Raw genomic sequence first — 19,578 nt, forward strand, 5'->3', positions numbered from 1 at the left:
GACTTCCTAGCACCCGCAGGCCGCACCCCGCCCGAGCGGCGCGGTGAGCGGATCGGGGACGCCGGCGGTGACGACCCCGTCGACCTCGACCCCGAAGCCCTCGCGGGTCCAGTACTCGATCCCGCCCCACATCTCCCGGACGGCGAACCCCAGCCGCGCGAACGCCAGCGCGGCCCGGGTCGCGCCGTTGCAGCCGGGACCCCAGCAGTAGGTGACGACGACCGTGCCCGTCGGGACCAGATCCGTTGCCCGCGAGGCGATGAGGGCGGTGGGCAGGTGCAGCGCGCCGGGGACGTGCCCCTGGGCCCAGGCCTGCTCCGAGCGGCTGTCGACGACGACGAGACCGCTGGCTCCGGACTCCACGGCAGCGTGCACGTCGGAGGGGTCGGTGCCCAGCGCGAGGCGCCGTTCGAGTTCGGCGACGGCGAGGGCGGGGTCGAGGGTCGCGGTGGTGAGGGGGGTGGTGGTGAGGTCCATGGCTGCGACGCTAGGTCGCTCTCGACCCCGGGCACAGGGACGATCCACGGCGTCGGGGGCTCGCGGCCGGGGGATCCCCGGTCAGGCGTCGCGGACGACGAAGTTCTCGCTGACGGCGTGCCACCCCGAGGGCACGTCGTACCCGTCGGCCACGAGCGCGACCTCCTCGGGTCCGGGGCCCCTGGCCTCGAGCACGACCCCCCGCGTGCCGGAGGTGAGCGAGGCGCAGCCCGCGTCGGCGGCCAGGCTGCCGTCGACCACCGCGGTGGTGATCAGGCACGCGTCCCCGGTGAGGCTCACGCCGAGGTAGTAGGTGCCGAGCGGTCCCACCCCGAGGTAGCGGGTCGTCGCCGGGTCGACGCTGTAGCGCAGCTTCTCGAAGGCCACGACGTCGCGGCTCGCCTGCGGGGCGTCGAGCACGGCGAAGGCCGCCCGCGGTTCCTCCGGGGCGGGCGGCGTCGCGCGGTCCGTGGCCGCCAGGAGCACCTGCGTGGTCAACCCGACCGCGACGACGGCGATCGACCCCAGGGCGAGGAGGCGGGGGACGTGGCGACGGGTGCCCGGGCCGGTCAGGACGGCGTGGTCGATCAACGGGCGCTCCTCGGGGTCGTGCGGGTCGTGCGGTCCTGGTGGACCTGTCGACCGGTGCGAGGCGATCCTGAAGAACGGGGGTCAGGCGAGGGTCAGGGCGTACCAGTGCTGGGCGTGCGGGTTGTCGTTGTACCGCTCGACCTCGACGAACCCGACCGAGAGGTAGAGCGCCCGCGCCGCCGTCAGCGCACCGTGGGTGTCCAGCACCAGCCGGCCCGCCCCGCGCTCGCGGGCCCAGTCCGCGCACCAGCCCAGCAGCCGGCGTCCCAGTCCCAGCCCGCGGGCAGCGGGGGCGACGAACAACCGCTTCACCTCGACCTCCCCGTCGGCCAGTTCGCGCACGCCGACGCAGCCGAGGGGTTCGCCGTCGCGCACGGCGACGACGAACGCCCCGGCCGGCGCGACGAGGTCGGTGAGGTCGCTCGCCGGTGGGCCGTCACCCAGCGCGAGCCCCGTGACCGCCGCGGCCTCGGCCCAGAACCGCGCCCGCACCGCGTGCCCCACCGGTCCGCCCGGGGACTCGGCGCGGACCTGCAGCTCTCCAGCACCCATGCGGACATGGTGGGGCACGCTCACCCGACGTCAGCCCTGGCGGGCCTTCCAGTGCGGGTTCCGCTTGTTGAGGACGAACACCCGGCCGTGCCGGCGCACGACGATGGACCCGTCCTTCTGCTTCAACGACCTGAGCGACCTGACGACCTTCACGAGCGACTCCTCATCGATTCGATTCCGACACCCTCGGGTCTTCCCCGTTCGTCAGCGTTCCTCGCGGAAGTCGACGTGCTCGCGCAGGACGGGGTCGTACTTGCGCACGACCATCCGGTCGGGGTCGTTGCGGCGGTTCTTGCGGGTCACGTAGGTGAACCCGGTCCCCGCGGTCGACCTCAGCTCGATCACCGGACGGACGTCGGCGGACTTCGCCATCGGAGGCGCTCCCCTCGTGCTCGGACTGCACCGCCGCGGACTCGGTGCCGCAGCGGTTTCCCACGCTCCCTGGAACGTCACCACTACCGACAACCATTCCCGACAAGCAGCCGCGATCGTGCAGGGATTCCCGGCGGGATCACGAGACGAGGGTCAGCGGCAGGCGGCGTCGACCGGGGGTCTCGACGGCCTCGACGTCGTCGTCCTCCCGCACCCGCGCGAGCACCGTCCCGCCCGTCCGGGTCCCACGTCCCCGACCGCTCCACCTACCCTGCCACCGTGGACTCCCCGGCTCGTGGCGCGTGGCGGCCGGCCCGTGCGCTCGCGCTGACCGCGGTCACCGTCGTCCTCGCCGCGAGCGCGCACGCCGCCGCGGGCGGGATGCTGCCGTCGCTGTGGGCGTTGTCCGCCCTCACCGTCCCGACGGCCTGCGTCGCGGTCCTGCTGACCCGGCGACGCCTCTCCACCCCGCTCGTCCTCGGTGTCCTGGGCGCCGGCCAGTTCCTGCTGCACCAGGGTTTCGCGGTGCTCGCCACGGACGCGCACTGCTCGACGTCGGGCACCGGGCACCACCAGAGCATCGACGCCTGTTCGACTGCGGTGCACCACGACCCGACCTCGGGGATGCTCCTCGCGCACGTCCTGGCGACGCTGGTCACCGGCCTGCTGCTGGCCCGCGGCGAACAGGTCCTGTGGGCGCTCGCGGACCGACTGGACCCCGTCCTGCCCGTCGTGGCCCGGCTGAACCTCCCCGTGGCCCCCCGGCTGCCGCGGCCCCCGGAACCGCTGCCGACGCGGCCCCGGATCGTCGACGTCGCCGTCCCCGTCCGGCGGGGTCCGCCGGCCCGGGTACGCGCGGCCACCTGAGAACTCCCGGTGGTGCGCGCCTGCCCGCGCCGCGACCACCCCACCGGAGACCCCGTGCCCCGAAGACTGCTCGTCCTGTCCGTTCCCGCTGCCCTCCTCGCCGTCCTCGGCGGCCTCACCCTGACCGGCTCGCTCGCCGCGACCGACCTGCTCGACCCCGGACCGCTCGTCCGCTACGCCCTCCCCCTGGCCCGCACCGTGCACGACCTCGCGGCCGCCCTCACGATCGGGTTGCTCGTCCTCACCGCGACCGCGCTGCCCGGCGGCAAGGACGTCACCGGCCCGGCCCGGACGGTCCGCACGACGGCCCTGCGCCACGCCGCGATCGCCGCGACGACGTGGTGCGCGGCGGCCGTCGCGACCCTCGTGCTCACCTACGCCGACGTGGCCGGGATCCCCCTGGGCAGCCCCGGGTTCGGCGCCCAGTTCTGGTTCTTCCTCACCGAGCTCGACCTCGGGCGCTCGCTGGCCGTCTCGGCGCTCGCGGTGGTCCTCCTCGCGATCGGGTGCTGGCTGGCCCGCAGCCTCACCACCGTCGGGATCCTCGCCGCCCTCTCCCTCGCGGCCCTGCTGCCGCTCGGCCTCGCGGGCCACGCGTCGGGGACCAACGACCACTCCCTGGCCGTCGACGGTCTCGTCCTGCACCTGCTCGGGGTGTGCGTCTGGGCGGGCGGGTTGGCCGCGCTGCTCCTGGTGCACCGCGGCCTCGGGGAGCACCTGCGGACCGTCGCCGGACGGTTCTCCGCGCTGGCGGGTGCGTGCTTCGTGGTCGTCGCCGCCTCCGGGGTCGTGAACGCGTGGTTGCGGGTCGGCAGCTGGGACGCGATCGCGACCCGCTACGGACTCCTCGTCGTCGTGAAGTCGGTCGCCCTGGTGCTGCTGGGGATCGCGGGGTGGCGCCAGCGGGCCCGGGTCCTGCCGCGCCTGGGCGACGGCTCGCGCGCCTTCGCCCGGCTGGCGGCGACGGAGGTGGTGCTGATGGCGGTGACGTTCGGCGCGTCGGTGGCCCTGTCCCGCAGCGCACCGCCCGTCCCGCAGACCGCGACCGGTCCCGGTGCGCAGCTCGAGGCCCTGCTGGGTTTCCCGGCTCCGCCGGCGTTCTCCCCGGTCCGGTTGTTCACCGAGTGGCACCTGAGCCTGTTCTGGGCCCTCGTCGCGGCCTGCCTGGCGGGCTTCTACCTCGCGGGGGTCGTGCGGTTGCGCCGACGCGGCGACCGCTGGCCGGTGGGGTCCACGATCTCCTGGGTGCTGGGGTGCGCGCTGCTCGTGTACCTGACCAGCGGCGCGCCCGCGCTGTACGGGAAGCTCACCTTCTCCGCGCACATGGCCCAGCACATGGGACTGACGATGGTCGTCCCGCCGTTGCTCGTCCTCGGGGCACCGGTGACGTTGACGTTGCGGGCCGCGACGGCGCGCCGTGACGGTTCCCGCGGTCTGCGGGAGTGGGCCCTCGTCCTCACCAGGTCGCCCCTGCTGCGCCTGCTCGGGAACCCGGTCGTCGCCGGGGTGCTGTTCGCCGGGAGCCTCTACGCGTTCTACTACACCGGGTTGTTCCAGCAGGCCCTGCTCACCCACACCGGGCACATGGTGATGACGGCGCACTTCCTGCTGACGGGGTACCTGTTCTGCTGGGTCCTCATCGGCCGCGACCCGGGCCCGCACCGTCCGCCGTACCCGTTGCGGCTGGTGCTGCTGCTCGTCACGCTCTCGTTCCACGCGTTCTTCGGGGTGGCCCTGATGTCGGGTTCGGAGGTCCTCGCCCCGGCCTGGTGGCACGCGCTGGGGAACACCGACGACGCGGCCCTGCTGGCGGACCAGCACACCGGCGGCGGGGTCGCGTGGGGTGCGGGCGACATCCCCACGGCCGTGCTCGCGGTCGGGCTGGCCATCGCGTGGGCCCGTTCGGACGAGCGGGAGGCGCGACGCACCGACCGCAAGGGTGACCGGGACGGCGACGTCGACCTCGCCGCGTACAACGCCCACCTGGCCGAACTGGCCCGTCGCGACGAGTGAGCGGAGGGGCACCTACCGTCGCCGGGGCGTCGCGTGGTCAGATGGGGTCCGACGATCCTCCTCGGCATCCCGGTCCGACGGCTCGCACGAGACCGACAGCGGGGTGACACCGTGGGAAGCACGAGGACGAACAGCGCACGGCGCGGCCCGACCCGCCGGTGACGGCCGCCGACCGCGTCCGCGCGATCCTCCTGGAGCTGGGTCGTGACGGGGCGAGGCTCGCGGACATGCCGTCCGTGCTCGTCGACCTGTGCTCGCGGGCCCTGCCGGTGACCGGGGTCGGCCTGACCCTCATGACCGGCACCGACTACCCCGCCGGCCTGGTGGCGGCCTCCGACGGGGTGGCGGTGGCGCTGGACGACCTGCAGTTCACCCTGGGCGAAGGGCCCTGCGTCGAGGCCTCCCGCACCGGTCGTCCGGTGCTGGTGCCGGAGCTGGCCAGTGCCGACGCGCTGGTGGGCGGTGCCCGGTGGCCCGTGTTCAGCGCCGAGGCCCTCGCACTGGGCGCCGAGGCCGTCTTCGCGTTCCCGCTGCGGGTGGGCGCGATCCGGATCGGGGCCCTCGACCTCTACCGCGACCGCACCGGGCCGTTGGCGGACGACGACGTCGCCGAGGCACTGGCCTTCACCGCGACGGCGACCGCCGTGCTGCTGCACCTGCAGGCCCGGCAGCCGATCGCGAGGCGCCCGGGACTCGCCGAGCAGGACGGGGACGCGCCGGTCGGTGCGTTCCCCCAGCTCGGCCCGTGGACGATGCCCCTGGCCCACGACCGGGCCGTGGTGCACCAGGCGACGGGCATGGTGAGCGTGACCGCGGGGGTCGGGATCGTCGAGGCGCTGGTGCTGCTCCGGGCCCGGGCGTGGACCGACCAGCGCACGGTCGACGAGGTGGCCCACGACGTCGTCGCGGGGCGGCTGTACTTCGGGAGACCGACGTGACTCCCGGAACGGGAGGACACTGGGACGAGCAGTCAGGGGGACGACCTGTGGAAGACGACGACGTGACCGGACAGCGCATCTCGGAGGTCTTCGTCGAACTGGCGAGCACCCTGGTCGACGACTTCGACGTGGTCGACTTCCTGCACCTCCTCACCGACCGGTGCGTGGAGCTGCTGGCGGTGAGTTCCTCGGGGATCGTGCTCTCCGACGAGAGCGGGCGGCTGCAGGTGGTGGCCAGCACGTCGCGCACCACCCACGACCTGGAACTGCTCGAACTGGAGACCCACGAAGGTCCCTGCGTCGCGACCTTCGCCACCGGCGACCCCATCGTCAACCTCGACATGGCCACTGCCGCGGTGCGCTGGCCGACGTTCGCCGCGGCCGCCGCCGAGACCGGTGTCGTGCGCGCGACGTCCCTGCCGCTGCGGTTGCGCGGACGCGTGATCGGTGCGCTGAACCTCTTCTCCGACGCCGGGGAACCGTTGGCCGACACCGCCGTCGCCCTCGGCCAGGCGCTGGCCGACGTCGCCACGATCGGGCTGATCAACGAACGCTCGCTGCGCGAGCGGACGCTGCTGTCGGAACAGCTGCAGAACACGTTGCAGAGCCGGATCGTCATCGAGCAGGCCAAGGGCGTCCTCGCCGCGCGGGCGGGGATCGGCGTCGCGGACGCCTTCGTCCGGTTGCGTCACCGGGCCCGCCGCACCGGGGTACCGCTGACGGTGCTGGCCGATGCGGTCGTCGCGGGGGAACTGCACCTGGACGCCACCGGGGCGGCGCTCCCGATCGTGGGAGCGCCGCACTCCGAGTCGTCCTGAGGGGGAACCCGGTCACACCGGTTCCGACGCCACCTGCGCGGCCGTGACGTCGCCGCAGGTGGTGCCGTGGGCGGCCTGGACCCGCGGGTCGTCCTGCACCAGACCGGTGGCGACCGTGGTCTTCGCCCCGTTCTCGGCGATCGAGTGCTCGGCGCTCACGGTGACCTCCGTGCGTTCCACCGTCCAGGTGCCACCGGTTCCCGACGTGGCGTTCTCCCCGAACAGGTGCAACCCGTCGGCCTGCTGCTCGCAGGTCAACCCGGTCCCGTAGTCGGTGAACCCGAGGCTGAACGAGTACTGCCCACCCGTGACCCCGTTCACCGGGACGAGCGCGGAACCCTCGACGCGGTAGTCGTACAACTGCACCGACCGCCCGGTGTCGAGGAACACCACCGGTGCGCCCGAGGCGAGCACGGCGGCCGAGGCGGTGGCGGACTGCGGTGCGGCGCTGGTGAACTCCACCGACGTCGCGCCGTGCGAGGTCGTCACCACCCCGAGTTCACGCTTCCCGTCGACCTGGGCCAACCAGAGGGTGTCGGGGGCGCCGTCACCGTCGAGGTCGACCGTCGTCGCCGTCCCGGCACCCGCGGGGACGCCCGAGGATGCGGCCGGGGGTGCGTCCACCGGGGTCTCGGGGCTCATCGGGGTCATCGTCATGGGCGTCGGGGCCGTGGACGTCGGGGCCGTGGCGGTCGGCGACGCCGCAGCGGTGCTGCTGGTGCTGGTGCTGGTGGTGGCCGCGCCACTCCCCGTCGAGCAGGCGGCGAGCAGGGCGAGGGCCGCCCCACCCACCACCACGATCGCAGGGTGTCGGGCGGTCGTTGCGGAGTTCATGGTCTTCCTCTCCTGTGTCCTGTTCCGGACAACCTCTCGGACGCGCAGGAGCTTCCGGCGGTTGCGTGCCCACCTGCGCCACCTGCGCCACCTGCGCCACGTGCGACGCTGTCCGACGTGACCCTCGACCCTCGCGCGGCCCCCGAGACCCCGGAGAACCTGGAACGGGTGCGCACCGACCGGTTGACGCTGAGCCGGCCCACCGCGGACGACGTCGAGGACGTGTTCCGGTTGTACTCCGACCCGGCCGTGTGGGAGCACTTCCCCAGCCGACGGCACACCCACCCGGGCACGACCGCGGAACTCCTCGAGCACGTCGGGCAGAGCTGGGAGGTCATCGGGTTGGGGAGCTGGGTCGCCCGCGACGCCGAGGGCCGTCTCGTCGGTACCGGCGGGTGCGACCTCCGGCTCGGGCTGGCCTGGAACCTCGGGTACCGACTGGCCCGCGACGTCTGGGGCCGGGGTTTCGCCCAGGAGGTCATCCGCGCGGCCGTCGCTGCGGCGCACCGGGTCCGACCCGACATGGCCGTCACGGCCTACCTGCTGGAGCACAACGGGAAGTCGAGGGCCGCCGCCGAGCGCGCGGGGCTGGACCTGGTGTGGACCGGACCGGACGCGGGGAACCCCGACCGCGACGCCGTCCGCCTGCTCTACGCCGACCGGGCGCTGAGCCGGATCGTGCTGCGCGAACTCACCGCGACCTGACCTTCGGCTTGGCCCGGACGTGCATCCGCTCGCCCTGCACCCCGAACACGGCGAGGACCTCGGTCGGGCGGGTTCCGGGGTTGCTGATGCGGTGCGGCAGGCGGGTGTCGAACTCCGCCGCCTCCCCCGAGGTGATCTCGAAGTCGTCGCTGCCCAGCCGCATCCGCAACCGGCCGGACATCACGTAGACCCACTCGTACCCCTCGTGCACCCCCTGCTCCTCGCTCTCCTCGCCCGCCCCGGGGTCGAGGACGACCTTGTAGGCGCGCAACCCGCCGGGTGCGGTGGACAGCGGCAGGTACGTCACCCCCTGCCGCACGACCGCCTTCCTGCTCGCCTTCCGGGCGGGCCGGACGAGTTCGTCGAGGGTGACGTCGTGGTGGCCGGCCAACGGCAGCAGGAGTTCCAGCGTGGCCCTGCGCCCCCCGGACTCCAGCCGGGACAACGTGCTGACCGAGATCCCCGTCGCCGCGCTCACCGCCGCCAGGGTCTCGTCCCGGTCGGTGCGCAGCCGGCGCAACCGGGGCCCGACCCCGTCGATGAGCTCCCGGACGTCCACACCCCACGAGAACACGCGAGTTGCCGTTCCGGCAACACCGCTGGAGTTCCCCCCGGCCCGAGCCGACGCTGGCCCCATGACCCAGAGCGTGACCCGGAACTCCTACGACGTCGTCGTGGTCGGCGGTGGGGCCGCCGGTCTGAGCGCCGCCACCGCCCTCGGCCGCGCCCGCCGCCGCGTCCTCCTCGTCGACGCCGGCGAACCCCGCAACGCCCCGGCCCACGGCGTGCACAACTTCCTGACCCGGGACGGGATCGGCCCCCTGGAACTGCAACGCCTGGGCCGGGAGGAGGTCCGGCGCTACGGCGGGGAGTTCCTCGCGGCCCGCGCCACCGGGGCGAGCCGGCAGGACGGGCGCTTCCGGGTGGAGACCACCGCGGGCGGCGTCGACGCCGCCCGACTCGTCGTCGCGTCGGGTCTGTCCGACGAGCTCCCACCCGTGCCGGGGTTGCGGGAGCGGTGGGGTCGCGACGTGGTGCACTGCCCCTACTGCCACGGGTTCGAGGTCGCCGACCAGGCCCTCGGGGTCATCGCCACCAACGCCCTCTCCAGCCACGGGGCGTGGTTGTTCCGGCAGTGGAGCGACGACGTCGTGTTCTTCCAGCACACCGCTCCCGAGCTCCCCGCGGAGCGTCGTGAGGAACTCCTGGCCCGCGGGGTGCGGATCGTCGAGGGCGAGGTCGTCGAGGTCGTCAGCACCGACGACGCGATCTCCGGGGTCCGCCTCGCGGACGGGACGGTCGTGCCGCGCCGGGTTCTCGTGGTCGCCGCCCCGGTCCGGGTCGACTCCCCCGTCCTCGACGCCCTCGGCCTGGCCCGGGAACCCGTCGTGGTGGGCGACGTCGAGATCGGGGAGCACTACCCCTCCGGCCCGGGGGGCGCGACGTCGATCCCCGGTCTGCACCTGGCGGGCAACGTCACCGATCCGATGGCCCAGGTCGTCACGGCCGCGGGGGCCGGACTGGTGGCGGGGGCCGCCGTGAACGCGGGGCTGATCGCCGAGGAGACCGCCGCCGCGGTCGCCCGCTTCCGAACCACCTCCTGACCCGGCGTCGACGCGTTACGGTCGGAGGACCGGGTCCGGGCGGAGGGGGTGGGTGTGCGTCGACGGTGGTTGCTGGCCGCGGGCGGGACGACGCTCGTCCTCACCGCCGGCGTGGGGTCGATGGTCGTGCCGGAACGGACCGAGGCCGCTCCCCCGCCCCGGTTGCTGACCGAGGCGTCCTGGCACACCCCGGACCCGGAGGCCGACGCGGCCTGGCTGGCCGAGGGGGTCGTGCCGGGCGCCGACGGACCCTACGCCGAGATGGTGCGACAGGGTCTGCTGGACCTGCGCGCCCTCACCGCCGGCAGCGGGGCCGTCGCGGCCGGGCCGGCCCGGAGCTGGAACTACGCGTGGCCGCGGGACTCGGCGTTCGCGGCCGTGGCCTTCGCCCGCACGGGCCACACCGACGACGCGACCCGCGTCCTGCACTTCCTCGCCGACGTGCAACTGGACGACGGCGGGTTCGAGGCCCGCTACCTGCTGGACGGGGAGGGAACCCCCGACGGTCGGCGACGCCAGGACGACGGCGCGGGATGGACGCTGTGGGCCCTGCGCGAGGTCCTCGACGCCGACCCGTCGCCCGGTTCGGCGCGGGAGCGGGCGCAGGCGTTGCGGCCCGTCCTCGACGCGGCGACGGAGTTCGTCCTGGGTCGGACCGACGACGGGGAACGGTTGCCGGACCCCTCCTCCGACTACTGGGAACGTCGCGAGAGCCTGCTCACCCTCGGAACGGCCGCCCCGCTGGCGGCGGGTCTGCACGCCGCGGCGGCGGTGTACTCCCGACTCGGGGAACGAACCCGCGCCCTGTCGGTCGACCGGTGCGCGAACCGGCTGGACGCCGCCGTCCGCGCGCACTTCGCCCCGGCCGGCTTCGCCCGCTACGCCGAACCCGACGAACCCTCCGGCGGGGTCGACGCGGCGGTGACGTTCCTGCTGCCGCCGTTCACGGCGCGGGCCGAACGTCCTGTGCTGGCGGCGTTCGACGCCTACCAGGTGGCGGCGCTGCGTCCGGCCGGCGGGTTGGCCCCGGGGTCGGGGTGGAAGCAGGACGGGATCTCCTGGACGCCCGAGACCGCCCTCGTCGCCTACGCCGCGGCGAGCAGTGGCCGGCCGGCCCAGGCCCGCGCCTGGCTCGACTGGTTGAACTCGCACCGGACCGGCTGGGGCGCGATCCCCGAGAAGGTCCTCGCCGACGGTTCACCGGCCGGCCCCGCCCCGCTCGGCTGGTCGGCGGCGTCCGTCGTGCTGGCCGTCGACGCGCTCTGACCCACGGCAGGGGGCCAGGACCGCGCAGGCGCGGGGTCGCGGGTCGCGACCGGCCGCGATCGGGTGGCGTGGAGGTCTTGCGCAGACTCGCACCTTGCGTGTTAGCTTCCCCACGGCTGCAGGTCACCGCAGCTCCTCGATCGTTTCGTACGCCCGCGGAGTGCCTGCGGGCGTCGCCCGGACCACAGGTCCGGTGTGACGTTCCCCCTCAGCCCGAGTCCCGCGGTCGTCGCGGGGCTTGATCGACCGGAACGTGTTGGAGAACAAATGGCCCAGGGCACCGTCAAGTGGTTCAACGCTGAGAAGGGCTTCGGCTTCATCGAACAGGACGGCGGCGGCCCCGACGTCTTCGTGCACTACTCCGCCATCGGTGGCAACGGCTACCGCTCGCTGGAGGAGAACGCCCGCGTGGAGTTCGAGGTGACGCAGGGCCAGAAGGGTCCGCAGGCCGAGGACGTGCGGGTTCTCTGAGACCCTCTCGACCACCGGTTCAGGGCCCTTCCACGCACGCCGTGGGAGGGCCCTGCGCCGTTCCCGGGGTGGTTCGTGGAGCGCCTCACGAACGTTCCGGCCTGAACTCCAGCCGGCGCCCCAGACCGGTCGTGACGACCACCACGGCGATCGTCTCCGCGGCGATCAGCCCCACCAGCACCAGCAACTGCACGCGGGCCGCCTCGAGCGGGCCGGCCCCGCCCAGCAGCAGCCCGACGAACGCCCCGGGCAGCGTCACCAGACCGACCGTCCGGGTCTGGTCCAGCGCGGGGGCCAGCGCCCGCGCCGCGGCCGTCCGGCCCAGCGGCGCGACGGCCTGTGCCGGGGTGGCCCCGATCGCCAGCCACCCCTCGACGCTCGCCCAGTCCGCGTCGACGTCGTCGAGCATCCGGCGTCCCGCCAGCGTCGTCGCGCTCATGGCCCCGCCGATGAGCTGCGCCGTGAAGGGCAGGACCTGCAGCACGTGCCACTGCAGGGCCCCGGTGCCCACGACGACCACCGCCGAGACCACCGCCCCCGACCCGATCGCGAGCGCCGTCACGGGCCAGACCCGGGCGAAGGCCAGCCGCCGCGCAGACGTCCAGGACGCGACGCCGAGGGCGAGCGCCAGGTAGAGCGGGGCGAGGAACGGGGTCCGCAGGACCAGTCCGAGGACGAGTCCGACGAGGACGATCTGCACGACGGCGCGGGCCACGACCACGACGACGTCACGCCCCTGCCGGAGGCCGCCGAGGTGCCCGACCCCGACGGCGGTGCCCGCGAGCAGGACGAGGGCGAGCCCGACGGGGAGGACCTCCCCCCAGGCGATCACGAGCCGCTGACGCGGGCCAGGACCTCCGGGGCCCGGCGGTCCAGCACGGCACCGCCCTGGGTGATGCCCAGCCACGTCCACAGCCCGCAGAGGACGATCCCGACGGGCAGCGCGATCCAGCCGGCCCAGGCCGGGCCGACGAGGGCGAGGACGGCCGGGACCAGCGCGGGCAGCGCGAGGGCGGTGGTGAGACCGGACGTCGCGAGCTGGGCGAGCACGGCGGCGGCCCCGGCGCCGCGGGGCTGCTGGAAGGGGTTCGCCCCGGGCGGCGGCGCGGGGTAGGGGGCGAGGGCGCTCGCGACGCTGGAGACGCCGAGACCGGCCCCGAGCAGCCCGAGGGTCGCGCCGAGGACGGCGGGCACGAGGTCGGCGTGGTCGCTGAGCACCGCACCGGCCACGGCGACGACGAGGGCCACCGGGACCTGCCACAGCGCCGCGGCGAGGACGCGACCGGCCCGGTCGTCGCGGCCGCGGACCCCGGCGGCGACGTGCAGGGCGAAGGCGGAGTGGTCGTAGGCGACGTCGTTGTGCAGCGACCAGCCCATCACGAAGGCGAGCGCGGGGCCGGCGACGAGCAACCAGGCGCCGAAGCCGCGGCCCTGGGAGGCGGGCAGCACGACGACGAGGAGCGGGATCACCAGCAGCGACGCGGCGCTGAGCAGGTAGCGGGGGTCGCGGCGCCAGTAGCGGCTGCAGCGCACGGCGACGGCGACGGCGGGACTGGCGGGCAGCCGGTCCAGGACGGGGTGGGTGCGGGTGTCGACGCGTGCGCCCCCGGTGTCGCCCCGACCGGTCGGCCCGGTGCCGGCAGGTCCGAGGGCGGCGGTCCAGGCCCAGAGCAGCCCGGCGAGGACGAGGAGCGCGAGCAGGAACCGCAGCAGCGCCGTGCCCCAGCGGCCGTCGGCGGCGTCCGCCGCGGCGGCGAAGGCGAAGCCGGGTGGGGTCCAGCCGGCGACCCCGGCGATGTCGCGTCCCAGCTGCACGACGTCGCCGGCGCGTTGCAGGGCGACGTTGAACCCCGGTCCGATGCCGACGGCGAGGACCCCGCCGAGCACCGCGAGCGTGTCGCGGGTGCGGCGCCCGCGCAGGACGGCGGCGGCGACGGTCGTCGTGGTGCGCGAGGCCGCGACGGCGGTGAGGACGCCCACGGCGAGGGCGACCAGGCAGAACGGGACCGCGGGGACGGACCGGGAGAAGGACACGACGACGGCCACCGCGAGCAGGGCCGTCGCCACCCCGGGGATCCCGACGAGGCCGCCGAGGAGCAACCCGGGGACGAGGGCCCGGCGCGGGACCCCGAAGGTCGCGAACCGGCCGGGGTCGAGGGTCTCGTCCACGCCGAAGGCGACCAGCGGCAGGAACGCCCACCCGAGGACGGCCAGGGTTCCGCCGCCGACGACGACGGGCCCCGCGAGGTCCATCGGGCTGAACCGCAGCGCGACCAGCCCCCCGCCCAGCGACAGGACGAGCACGAGCGCCCAGACCGCCCCGAGGACGAACGCCACGAGTTGCCAGCTGCTGCGGCGGAACCCGTTGCGCAGCAGCAGGAGCTTGAGACCGACGAGGGTCCGCAGCGGTGGCGCGGTCACCGCAGCCAGTCCAGGGTCCCGGACACGTCGCGCCCGCCGCCGACGAGGTCGACGAAACGTTCCTCGAGGGTCCCTCCGCCGCGGACGGCGGCGAGCTCGCCGGCGGCGAGGACCTGGCCGGCGGCGATGACGGCGACGTGGTCGCACAGTCGTTCGACGAGGTCCATGACGTGGCTGGAGAGCACGACCGTCCCGCCGCCCCCGACGTAGGCGGAGAGGATCGAGCGGATCGTCGACCCGCTCACCGGGTCGACCGCCTCGAAGGGTTCGTCGAGGACGAGCAGGCGGGGGGCGTGGACGAGCGCGCAGGCCAGGGCGACCTTCTTCGTCATCCCGGCGGAGTAGTCGACGACGAGGGTGTTCCCCGCCTCGGACAACCCCAGCGCGTCGAGGAGTTCACGGGCCCGCGACTCGACGACCTCGCGGGGCATGGCCCGCAGCAACCCGGCGTAGCGGACGAGTTCCAGGCCGGTGAGGCGGTCGAACAACCGGACGCCGTCGGGCAGCACACCGAGGAGGCGTTTGCCGCCGATCGGGTCGGCCCAGAGGTCCTGGCCGAGGACGAACGCCCGCCCGGCGTCGGGTCGCAGCAACCCGGTCGCCATCGAGAGCGTCGTCGTCTTGCCGGCACCGTTGGGGCCGACGACCCCGTAGAAGGAACCCGCGGGAACGTCGAGGTCGATCCCGGCGACGGCCACCTTGGCGCCGAACCGCTTCGTGAGCCCGCGCAGGGAGAGCGCCGGCGCCCCGTGCTCCGGCGCGGTCATCGCTGCAACCGGTACCGCAGGTCGGTGCGGGCGGCGGGCCACTCCTGGTCGAGGATCGAGAACACCACGGTGTCGCGGTAGGAACCGTCGGGCCAGATGTCGTTGTTGCGCAGCACACCGTCCTGCTTCGCGCCGAGGCGGGCGATCGCGGCGCGGGACTGGTGGTTGTGCCAGTGCGTGCGGAACTCGACGGCGATGCAGCGGAGTTCCTCGAAGGCCCGGGTGAGCAGCAGCAACTTGGTCTCGGTGTTGATGCCGGTGCGTTGCGCGCTCTTCGCGTAGAACGTGGACCCGATCTCGAGCTTGCGCGCCGCGGGCCGCACGGCCATGAACGTCGTGGCCCCGCACACCTCGCCGGTGTCGAGACGGCGGACGGCCCACGGCGCCATCTCGCCCCGGGCCTGCGACCCGAGCCGCCGGTCGATCTCGGCCTCGACGGCGTCGGGCGCGGGGATGCGGGTGTACCAGGTCCGGTGCAGGTCGCCCTCGGTGACGACGGCGCGCAGCCCGTCCGCGTGCTCGTGGCTCAGCGGTTCCAGCACCACGCGTGACCCGGTCAGCGTCACGGGGGTGGAGAACTCGGCGGACGGGGTCGTGGGGGACTCGCTCACCCCCCGACCCTAGCCACCCGCCCGGCCGCCGGCCCCCTCCCCGGACCCCCGTCGTGGAGGGGGACCGGGGTGAACGCGTCACTTCATGAAGCGGCGGAGCTTCTTGCGGTTGGCGGCGTCCCACGCGCTCTCGACGTCGTGGAACGCGACGGCCGAGCGGACCTCGTCGAGGGCGTGGAGGCGTCCGAGGACGAACGCGCCGGAGCCGAAGTCGTCGACGAGACCGGCGAGGAACTCGCGGGCGACGACGGTCTCGGCGTGCTCGTCGAGGACGTCGAGGAGTTCCTTGACGACGTCGACGTACTCCTCGGCCGGTTCCCCGACGTGGGGCGCGACGACGGCGGCCGCGTCGCGCGCGGCGGCGGCGGCGACCCGCAGGCGGGTGAGCGCCGCGGCGTCGTCGGCGGTGGCGTGGTCGACGTCGTGGTCGATCTCGCTGTGGTCGTCGAGGTCGACGTCGCGGTACGCGTCGCGCACCGCGCGGTGGGCCTCGGAGACCAGCGGCAGCAGGACCTTGCGGGCATCGCGGCGGGCGGGCTTGACCGTCGGCGGGTCGGCGACGAACGCCTCGAGGGCGGCGACGAGGTCGCGGTAGCGCTGGGAGTCCAGCGCCTCGAGCACCGCGGCGTGGGCGGCGTCGGCCCGTTCGGTGAGGATGGCGCGGACGCGGTCGGCGACGACGGCGGGGTCGCCGGTGCCGGTCCCGGCGACGTGCCCGGCGGCCTCCTCGTCGAGGTCCTCGAGCAGCTGCTCGGCGAGGACCTCGAGGTCGCGGGAGGGGCGGGTGACCTCGGTGATCCAGGCGAGGTCGGCGCGCAGCGCGTCGGTGGCGTCCTCGGTGAAGAGCGGGGCGAAGGTGCCGAGCACGTTGTGCAGGCGGCGGGCGGCCACCCGCAGCGAGCGGACGGCGTCGGGGGCGTCGATGCGGGCCAGGGGGTCCTGGGTCAGCAGCCAGCCGACGTCCTGCGCGAGGCGGGCGAGGACGGCCGCGCCGGCGCTGTCGTCGACCGAGACGGCGTCGTCGCCCTCGTCGTCGTCCGGGCCGTCGAGGACGGTGCGCAGCTGCGCGGTGCGGTCGGACTCCTCGGCGCCGAGGGCCTCCCAGGCGTCGGTGATGGCGTCGAGCAGGTCGCGGCGGCCGTCGACGACCTCGACCTGCCACTCCGACCAGGTCTGCGCGGCGGCGTCCTCGGGCGCGAGCGCCCGGGCGGAGACGGCGCGCGTGGTCAGGCGGGCGACGACGAGGCCGTCGGCGTCGAGCAGGTCGCGCTGGTTCGCGCTGGTGGTCAGCGCCAGGACGGGACCGAGGGCACGTCCACGGGCCGCGGCCCAGGTGAGACGTTGCAGCGCAGCGGGTGCGGTGCGGACGGCCCGACCCAGGGCGTGGCGGACCTCGTGGGTGCGGGGGCCCCGGCCGGGCACCTCGAGGACCCAGCCGCGGGGCGCGGGGCTGGTGCGCTCGGCCGTCTGGCGCCGCACCGAGACGCCGGCCGCGGCCAGCGCGAGGTCGGCCGTGTCGTAGTGCGTCTCCTCGCTGACGACGTCGACGACGGGGCCGACGTCGGCGACGCCGGGCAGCTCACCGGCGCCGGGAGCCTGCTCGGAGTTCGGCGCGAGGTAGGTGCGGGTGAGGGCCAGGCGCGGGGACGGCATGGGCCAAGAATTACCACGCCAGGGTGAACGGACCCGCATTCCCGCAGGTCAGCTGCGGTCCAGGCGCAGGACACCGTCGGCTCCGACGAAGGTGCTGCCGTCCTCGAACGCGATCGTCCGTTCGGTCATCTCCTCTCGCCCGACGCGCCACTCCCCCGCCGGCGCGAGCCGTTCGCGCAGTTCCGCGGGCGAGGGCAGGTCGATGACGACGCCGTCGTCGCGCCAGCGTTCGAGCTGGGCCGGCGGGACGGTGTGGTGACCGAGGACGAGCAGCGAACCCCCCGGCGCCACCGCCTGCGCCGCGCGGCGTAGGACGTCGACCCGGTCGAGGAAGGCGAAGGAGTGCAGGAAGGACGCCGTCACCAGGTCGAACTCCCCCGCGGGGAAGGTCTGGCCGAGGTCGTGGCGTTCGAAGTGCGCCTCGACCCCTGCCTGCGCGGCGTGCGCGCGGGCCCGCTCGATCGCGGTGTCGGAGACGTCGACGCCGGTGACCCGCCAGCCGAGGCGGGCCAGGTGCAGGACGTCACCGCCCTCCCCGCAGCCGAGGTCCAGGGCCGTGCCCGGGGTGAGGTCGGCGACGGCGTCGACGAGCGCGGCGTTGGGTTCTCCGCTCCAGACGTGCCCGTGGCCGGAGGAGTACATGCCCTCCCAGAGTTCACGGGCGTCGCGGGCGGTGAGGTCGAAGTGGGGCATGGACCGATCGTCCGCGGTCGGGCTGCCGCGGTCGAGCCTCCTTGCCGTTCCGGCAAGGAGGCGTCCGGTGACCGCATCGTGGGCATGGGCATGGTGAGCGTCACCTCGACGGGGTCGCCGATCACGCGTACACTAACGATTCATGCACGAAGTATCGTCGCCGGACCCGACGCGGACCCCACGTTCCCTGCAGCGCCCCCGGTCCCGGAACCGCCTCTTCGACCTCTTCCTCGACGCGGTCTTCAACTTCACCGGCCCGGCCCAGGTGTCGCAGGAGGAGGGGCCGCAGCGCGGGCCGCGCACCCCGGAGGAGGCCAGCGCCGGCTTCGACGGCTGGGAGCGCGTGACCCGCGGCGGCCACACCTACCTCGTCGAGCGCAACAACTCCACCAGCTGAACGAACCGCCCACCGATCGACGCCCCGTCGATGGCCCCGGGCAGGATCCGCACCTCGAGGACGTCGGGGCCCGGACGCACGCCCAGCACCCGCGTCAGGTTCACGTCGCTGAACTTGCTCACGCCCGTGGCGGCCGCGGCGGTGCGCAGCGAACCCCAGTCCGGCCAGTCCCGTCGGACGAGTTCCACGAGTTCCGCGGGCAGCGGCGCGAGCCGGGTGCAGCGCGGGTTCGTCGCGAACAGTCCCCGGAGTTCCTCGCGACGTTCCCCGAACGTCGACACGACGTGCCGGAACCGCCCGACGTCCCGGAACGGTCCGGCGTCGAGGTTCACGTGGACGGCCGCCTCGGCCGGAACGGTGAACCCCAGGTCGCGGGCGGGTTCCAGCAGTTCCTCGAGTCGCCGGGCGTGGTCGTCCACCCACGGCGGGGTCACGACCTCGCAGGGACGTTCCCGCTCCCCCGGCAGCGGCGCCGCCAGCGCGATCGTCGCCCCCGCGGAGTCGTCGAGCCTGCGCACGACCCCGGCGTCCCGGACCCGGACGCCGAACAGTTCCGCGACGGGGTCCAGCACCGATCCGATCCCCTCCGCCGGGTCGGCGTGACGTTCCACGAGGCGCAGCAGCCGCGGGTCGTCGCTGAGGATCCGGTACCACCCGGGTTTCGAGGGTGCCCGGGCGTCGAGGTCGGCGACGATCGTCGTGTCGTCGACGAGGGAGCACACCGCCCCGCCCCCGGCGTCGAGGACGTCGAAGGCGGGGGTCAGGTGCCAGAACGTCGACACCCCCGGCGCCGACGACGCCTCGGTGTCGACGTGGAACCGGCGACGCACCGATCCGCCTGCGCGGGAAGCCATCTCCTGCGCGAGGTCGAGCCGGCTCACCCCGACGGGGGCGAGCAGCTCGACCTCGAAACCGGCGCGCGGCAGGCTCGTGCTCACGTCAGGGTGCGACCGGCAGGGTCTCGCCCGCGAGCAGCTTCCCGCCGCCGGTGACCTTCGCCTCCCAGGGGTCCACGTTCCAGACGGTACCGAGGGCGACGGCGTCGTCGTAGGTGTACCCGGCCGCGAAGAACGCGTCGACGGCCGCGGACTCGTCGTCACCGACCCCGGTCCCGGGGTCGCTCGGAGCCGTCGGGGAACTGCCGGGGGCGATCGGCAGGGTCTCACCGGCGGTGAGCTTCTCGCCGCCGGTGACCTTCGCCTCCCACGGGTCCTGCGACCACTGCGCACCGAGGACGACGGCGTCGTCGTAGGTGTAGCCCGCCGCGAAGAACACCTCGCGCGAGGCCTGGTCGGGGTCGGTGCTCGGCGCGGGGACGGGGTCGACGTGGGTGACGGGGACCGCGGGAGCCGCTGCGGGGGCGGCCGGGGCCTGCTCGGGGTCCGCGTTGGCGTAGGCGGTCCCGCCGGCGAGGGCGATGCCGCCCGCGACGATGGTCGCCGTGACGATCCGCGCTGCGCGCCGGTTCGCCGGGGTCCGGGTGATCCGGGTGTCGTTGTCGCTCATGCCCTGGAAGACGCCTCACGCA

Annotated in this window: 24 protein-coding genes; 9 read left to right on the plus strand and 15 right to left on the minus strand. The window is 74.5% G+C overall.

Annotated features, from left to right (window positions below; translation table 11 throughout):
• Positions 1-6: 6 nt before the first annotated feature.
• The 5 genes from SJY07_RS11465 to rpmG form a co-directional block, all read right to left on the minus strand.
• Entirely contained in the window at positions 7-477 is a 471-nt protein-coding gene (locus SJY07_RS11465) for a rhodanese-like domain-containing protein (RefSeq protein ID WP_380159199.1), read from the minus strand.
• Positions 478-558: 81 nt separating this feature from the next.
• Positions 559-1,068: a hypothetical protein gene (locus SJY07_RS11470; protein ID WP_328294128.1), complete on the minus strand. Its 510-nt coding sequence runs from the start codon at positions 1,066-1,068 to the stop codon at positions 559-561.
• 81 nt (positions 1,069-1,149) lie between these two features.
• A complete protein-coding gene (locus SJY07_RS11475; protein WP_380159202.1) occupies positions 1,150-1,620 on the minus strand; it encodes a GNAT family N-acetyltransferase in 471 nt (156 codons plus the stop codon).
• Positions 1,621-1,650: 30 nt separating this feature from the next.
• Positions 1,651-1,773 carry a ribosomal protein bL36 gene (locus SJY07_RS11480; protein ID WP_380159203.1) on the minus strand — a complete coding sequence of 41 codons (123 nt, stop codon included), beginning with the start codon at positions 1,771-1,773 and terminating at the stop codon, positions 1,651-1,653.
• Positions 1,774-1,824: 51 nt separating this feature from the next.
• The gene (gene rpmG, locus SJY07_RS11485) at positions 1,825-1,992 is read right to left on the minus strand and encodes a 50S ribosomal protein L33 (RefSeq protein ID WP_328294125.1); all 168 of its coding nucleotides are present in this window, start codon (positions 1,990-1,992) and stop codon (positions 1,825-1,827) included.
• 279 nt (positions 1,993-2,271) lie between these two features.
• Here rpmG and SJY07_RS11490 point away from each other — a divergent pair, with 279 nt between their 5' ends.
• The 4 genes from SJY07_RS11490 to SJY07_RS11505 all read left to right on the plus strand — a co-directional run bounded on the left by SJY07_RS11490 (position 2,272) and on the right by SJY07_RS11505 (position 6,628).
• On the plus strand, positions 2,272-2,859 hold the full coding sequence (locus SJY07_RS11490; RefSeq protein ID WP_380159204.1) for a hypothetical protein: 588 nt from the start codon (positions 2,272-2,274) through the stop codon (positions 2,857-2,859).
• Positions 2,860-2,913: 54 nt separating this feature from the next.
• Positions 2,914-4,872: a cytochrome c oxidase assembly protein gene (locus SJY07_RS11495; RefSeq protein WP_328294123.1), complete on the plus strand. Its 1,959-nt coding sequence runs from the start codon at positions 2,914-2,916 to the stop codon at positions 4,870-4,872.
• A gap of 227 nt (positions 4,873-5,099) precedes the next feature.
• Positions 5,100-5,810 (plus strand): GAF and ANTAR domain-containing protein, encoded by a 711-nt coding sequence (locus tag SJY07_RS11500; RefSeq protein ID WP_328294122.1) that lies wholly within the window; start codon positions 5,100-5,102, stop codon positions 5,808-5,810.
• A 62-nt stretch (positions 5,811-5,872) separates the two neighbouring features.
• Complete coding sequence (locus SJY07_RS11505; RefSeq protein ID WP_328294121.1) at positions 5,873-6,628, plus strand: GAF and ANTAR domain-containing protein; 756 nt, start codon at positions 5,873-5,875, stop codon at positions 6,626-6,628.
• 12 nt (positions 6,629-6,640) lie between these two features.
• Here the strand turns inward: SJY07_RS11505 and SJY07_RS11510 are convergent, their stop codons facing one another.
• Complete coding sequence (locus SJY07_RS11510; protein ID WP_380159207.1) at positions 6,641-7,462, minus strand: hypothetical protein; 822 nt, start codon at positions 7,460-7,462, stop codon at positions 6,641-6,643.
• A gap of 117 nt (positions 7,463-7,579) precedes the next feature.
• Here SJY07_RS11510 and SJY07_RS11515 point away from each other — a divergent pair, with 117 nt between their 5' ends.
• Positions 7,580-8,167 carry a GNAT family N-acetyltransferase gene (locus SJY07_RS11515; RefSeq protein WP_380159209.1) on the plus strand — a complete coding sequence of 196 codons (588 nt, stop codon included), beginning with the start codon at positions 7,580-7,582 and terminating at the stop codon, positions 8,165-8,167.
• On the opposite strand, the gene SJY07_RS11520 is transcribed toward SJY07_RS11515, so the two are convergent.
• Positions 8,154-8,741 carry an XRE family transcriptional regulator gene (locus SJY07_RS11520; protein ID WP_328294118.1) on the minus strand — a complete coding sequence of 196 codons (588 nt, stop codon included), beginning with the start codon at positions 8,739-8,741 and terminating at the stop codon, positions 8,154-8,156. The two genes, SJY07_RS11515 and SJY07_RS11520, sit on opposite strands and share 14 nt — an antisense overlap.
• 61 nt (positions 8,742-8,802) lie before the next feature.
• Here SJY07_RS11520 and SJY07_RS11525 point away from each other — a divergent pair, with 61 nt between their 5' ends.
• From SJY07_RS11525 to SJY07_RS11535, 3 genes are all read left to right on the plus strand, one after another.
• Positions 8,803-9,771, plus strand: coding sequence for an FAD-dependent oxidoreductase (locus SJY07_RS11525; RefSeq protein ID WP_380159211.1), 969 nt, complete (start codon positions 8,803-8,805; stop codon positions 9,769-9,771).
• Between the two features lie 54 nt (positions 9,772-9,825).
• The gene (locus tag SJY07_RS11530; RefSeq protein ID WP_380159213.1) at positions 9,826-11,037 is read left to right on the plus strand and encodes a glycoside hydrolase family 15; all 1,212 of its coding nucleotides are present in this window, start codon (positions 9,826-9,828) and stop codon (positions 11,035-11,037) included.
• A gap of 267 nt (positions 11,038-11,304) precedes the next feature.
• Positions 11,305-11,508, plus strand: coding sequence for a cold-shock protein (locus tag SJY07_RS11535; RefSeq protein ID WP_328294115.1), 204 nt, complete (start codon positions 11,305-11,307; stop codon positions 11,506-11,508).
• Positions 11,509-11,593: 85 nt separating this feature from the next.
• Here the strand turns inward: SJY07_RS11535 and SJY07_RS11540 are convergent, their stop codons facing one another.
• The 6 genes from SJY07_RS11540 to SJY07_RS11565 form a co-directional block, all read right to left on the minus strand.
• Entirely contained in the window at positions 11,594-12,340 is a 747-nt protein-coding gene (locus tag SJY07_RS11540; protein WP_380159216.1) for an ABC transporter permease, read from the minus strand.
• The gene (locus SJY07_RS11545) at positions 12,337-13,929 is read right to left on the minus strand and encodes a hypothetical protein (protein ID WP_380159218.1); all 1,593 of its coding nucleotides are present in this window, start codon (positions 13,927-13,929) and stop codon (positions 12,337-12,339) included. Before SJY07_RS11545 ends, SJY07_RS11540 begins: the two co-directional genes overlap by 4 nt.
• Complete coding sequence (locus SJY07_RS11550; RefSeq protein WP_380159220.1) at positions 13,926-14,696, minus strand: ABC transporter ATP-binding protein; 771 nt, start codon at positions 14,694-14,696, stop codon at positions 13,926-13,928. Before SJY07_RS11550 ends, SJY07_RS11545 begins: the two co-directional genes overlap by 4 nt.
• A complete protein-coding gene (locus tag SJY07_RS11555) occupies positions 14,693-15,307 on the minus strand; it encodes a GNAT family N-acetyltransferase (RefSeq protein ID WP_380159222.1) in 615 nt (204 codons plus the stop codon). The genes SJY07_RS11550 and SJY07_RS11555 overlap by 4 nt, the downstream gene beginning before the upstream one ends.
• A gap of 78 nt (positions 15,308-15,385) precedes the next feature.
• Entirely contained in the window at positions 15,386-16,960 is a 1,575-nt protein-coding gene (locus SJY07_RS11560) for a CHAD domain-containing protein (RefSeq protein ID WP_380159224.1), read from the minus strand.
• 48 nt (positions 16,961-17,008) lie between these two features.
• Complete coding sequence (locus tag SJY07_RS11565) at positions 17,009-17,653, minus strand: class I SAM-dependent methyltransferase (protein ID WP_380159226.1); 645 nt, start codon at positions 17,651-17,653, stop codon at positions 17,009-17,011.
• Positions 17,654-17,795: 142 nt separating this feature from the next.
• Between SJY07_RS11565 and SJY07_RS11570 the strand changes: the two genes are divergently transcribed.
• Complete coding sequence (locus SJY07_RS11570; RefSeq protein WP_328294108.1) at positions 17,796-18,050, plus strand: hypothetical protein; 255 nt, start codon at positions 17,796-17,798, stop codon at positions 18,048-18,050.
• On the opposite strand, the gene SJY07_RS11575 is transcribed toward SJY07_RS11570, so the two are convergent.
• Positions 18,017-18,988, minus strand: coding sequence for an amidoligase family protein (locus SJY07_RS11575; RefSeq protein ID WP_380159229.1), 972 nt, complete (start codon positions 18,986-18,988; stop codon positions 18,017-18,019). The genes SJY07_RS11570 and SJY07_RS11575 overlap by 34 nt on opposite strands.
• Position 18,989: 1 nt before the next feature.
• Positions 18,990-19,556: a hypothetical protein gene (locus SJY07_RS11580; RefSeq protein WP_380159231.1), complete on the minus strand. Its 567-nt coding sequence runs from the start codon at positions 19,554-19,556 to the stop codon at positions 18,990-18,992.
• Positions 19,557-19,578 lie beyond the last annotated feature (22 nt).

It is taken from the genome of Kineococcus sp. R86509, assembly GCF_042466365.1.
Classification (GTDB): Bacteria; Actinomycetota; Actinomycetes; order Actinomycetales; family Kineococcaceae; genus Kineococcus.

Excerpts from the sequence above, each read along its gene's own strand:
- SJY07_RS11580 (WP_380159231.1), bottom strand. The coding sequence starts at position 19,556 with ATGAGCGACAACGACACCCGGATCACCCGGACCCCGGCGAACCGGCGC.
- SJY07_RS11570 (WP_328294108.1), top strand. The coding sequence starts at position 17,796 with ATGCACGAAGTATCGTCGCCGGACCCGACGCGGACCCCACGTTCCCTG.
- rpmG (WP_328294125.1), bottom strand. The coding sequence starts at position 1,992 with ATGGCGAAGTCCGCCGACGTCCGTCCGGTGATCGAGCTGAGGTCGACC.
- SJY07_RS11560 (WP_380159224.1), bottom strand. The coding sequence starts at position 16,960 with ATGCCGTCCCCGCGCCTGGCCCTCACCCGCACCTACCTCGCGCCGAAC.
- SJY07_RS11525 (WP_380159211.1), top strand. The coding sequence starts at position 8,803 with ATGACCCAGAGCGTGACCCGGAACTCCTACGACGTCGTCGTGGTCGGC.
- SJY07_RS11510 (WP_380159207.1), bottom strand. The coding sequence starts at position 7,462 with ATGAACTCCGCAACGACCGCCCGACACCCTGCGATCGTGGTGGTGGGT.
- SJY07_RS11535 (WP_328294115.1), top strand. The coding sequence starts at position 11,305 with ATGGCCCAGGGCACCGTCAAGTGGTTCAACGCTGAGAAGGGCTTCGGC.
- SJY07_RS11475 (WP_380159202.1), bottom strand. The coding sequence starts at position 1,620 with ATGGGTGCTGGAGAGCTGCAGGTCCGCGCCGAGTCCCCGGGCGGACCG.
- SJY07_RS11465 (WP_380159199.1), bottom strand. The coding sequence starts at position 477 with ATGGACCTCACCACCACCCCCCTCACCACCGCGACCCTCGACCCCGCC.
- SJY07_RS11565 (WP_380159226.1), bottom strand. The coding sequence starts at position 17,653 with ATGCCCCACTTCGACCTCACCGCCCGCGACGCCCGTGAACTCTGGGAG.
- SJY07_RS11550 (WP_380159220.1), bottom strand. The coding sequence starts at position 14,696 with ATGACCGCGCCGGAGCACGGGGCGCCGGCGCTCTCCCTGCGCGGGCTC.
- SJY07_RS11500 (WP_328294122.1), top strand. The coding sequence starts at position 5,100 with ATGCCGTCCGTGCTCGTCGACCTGTGCTCGCGGGCCCTGCCGGTGACC.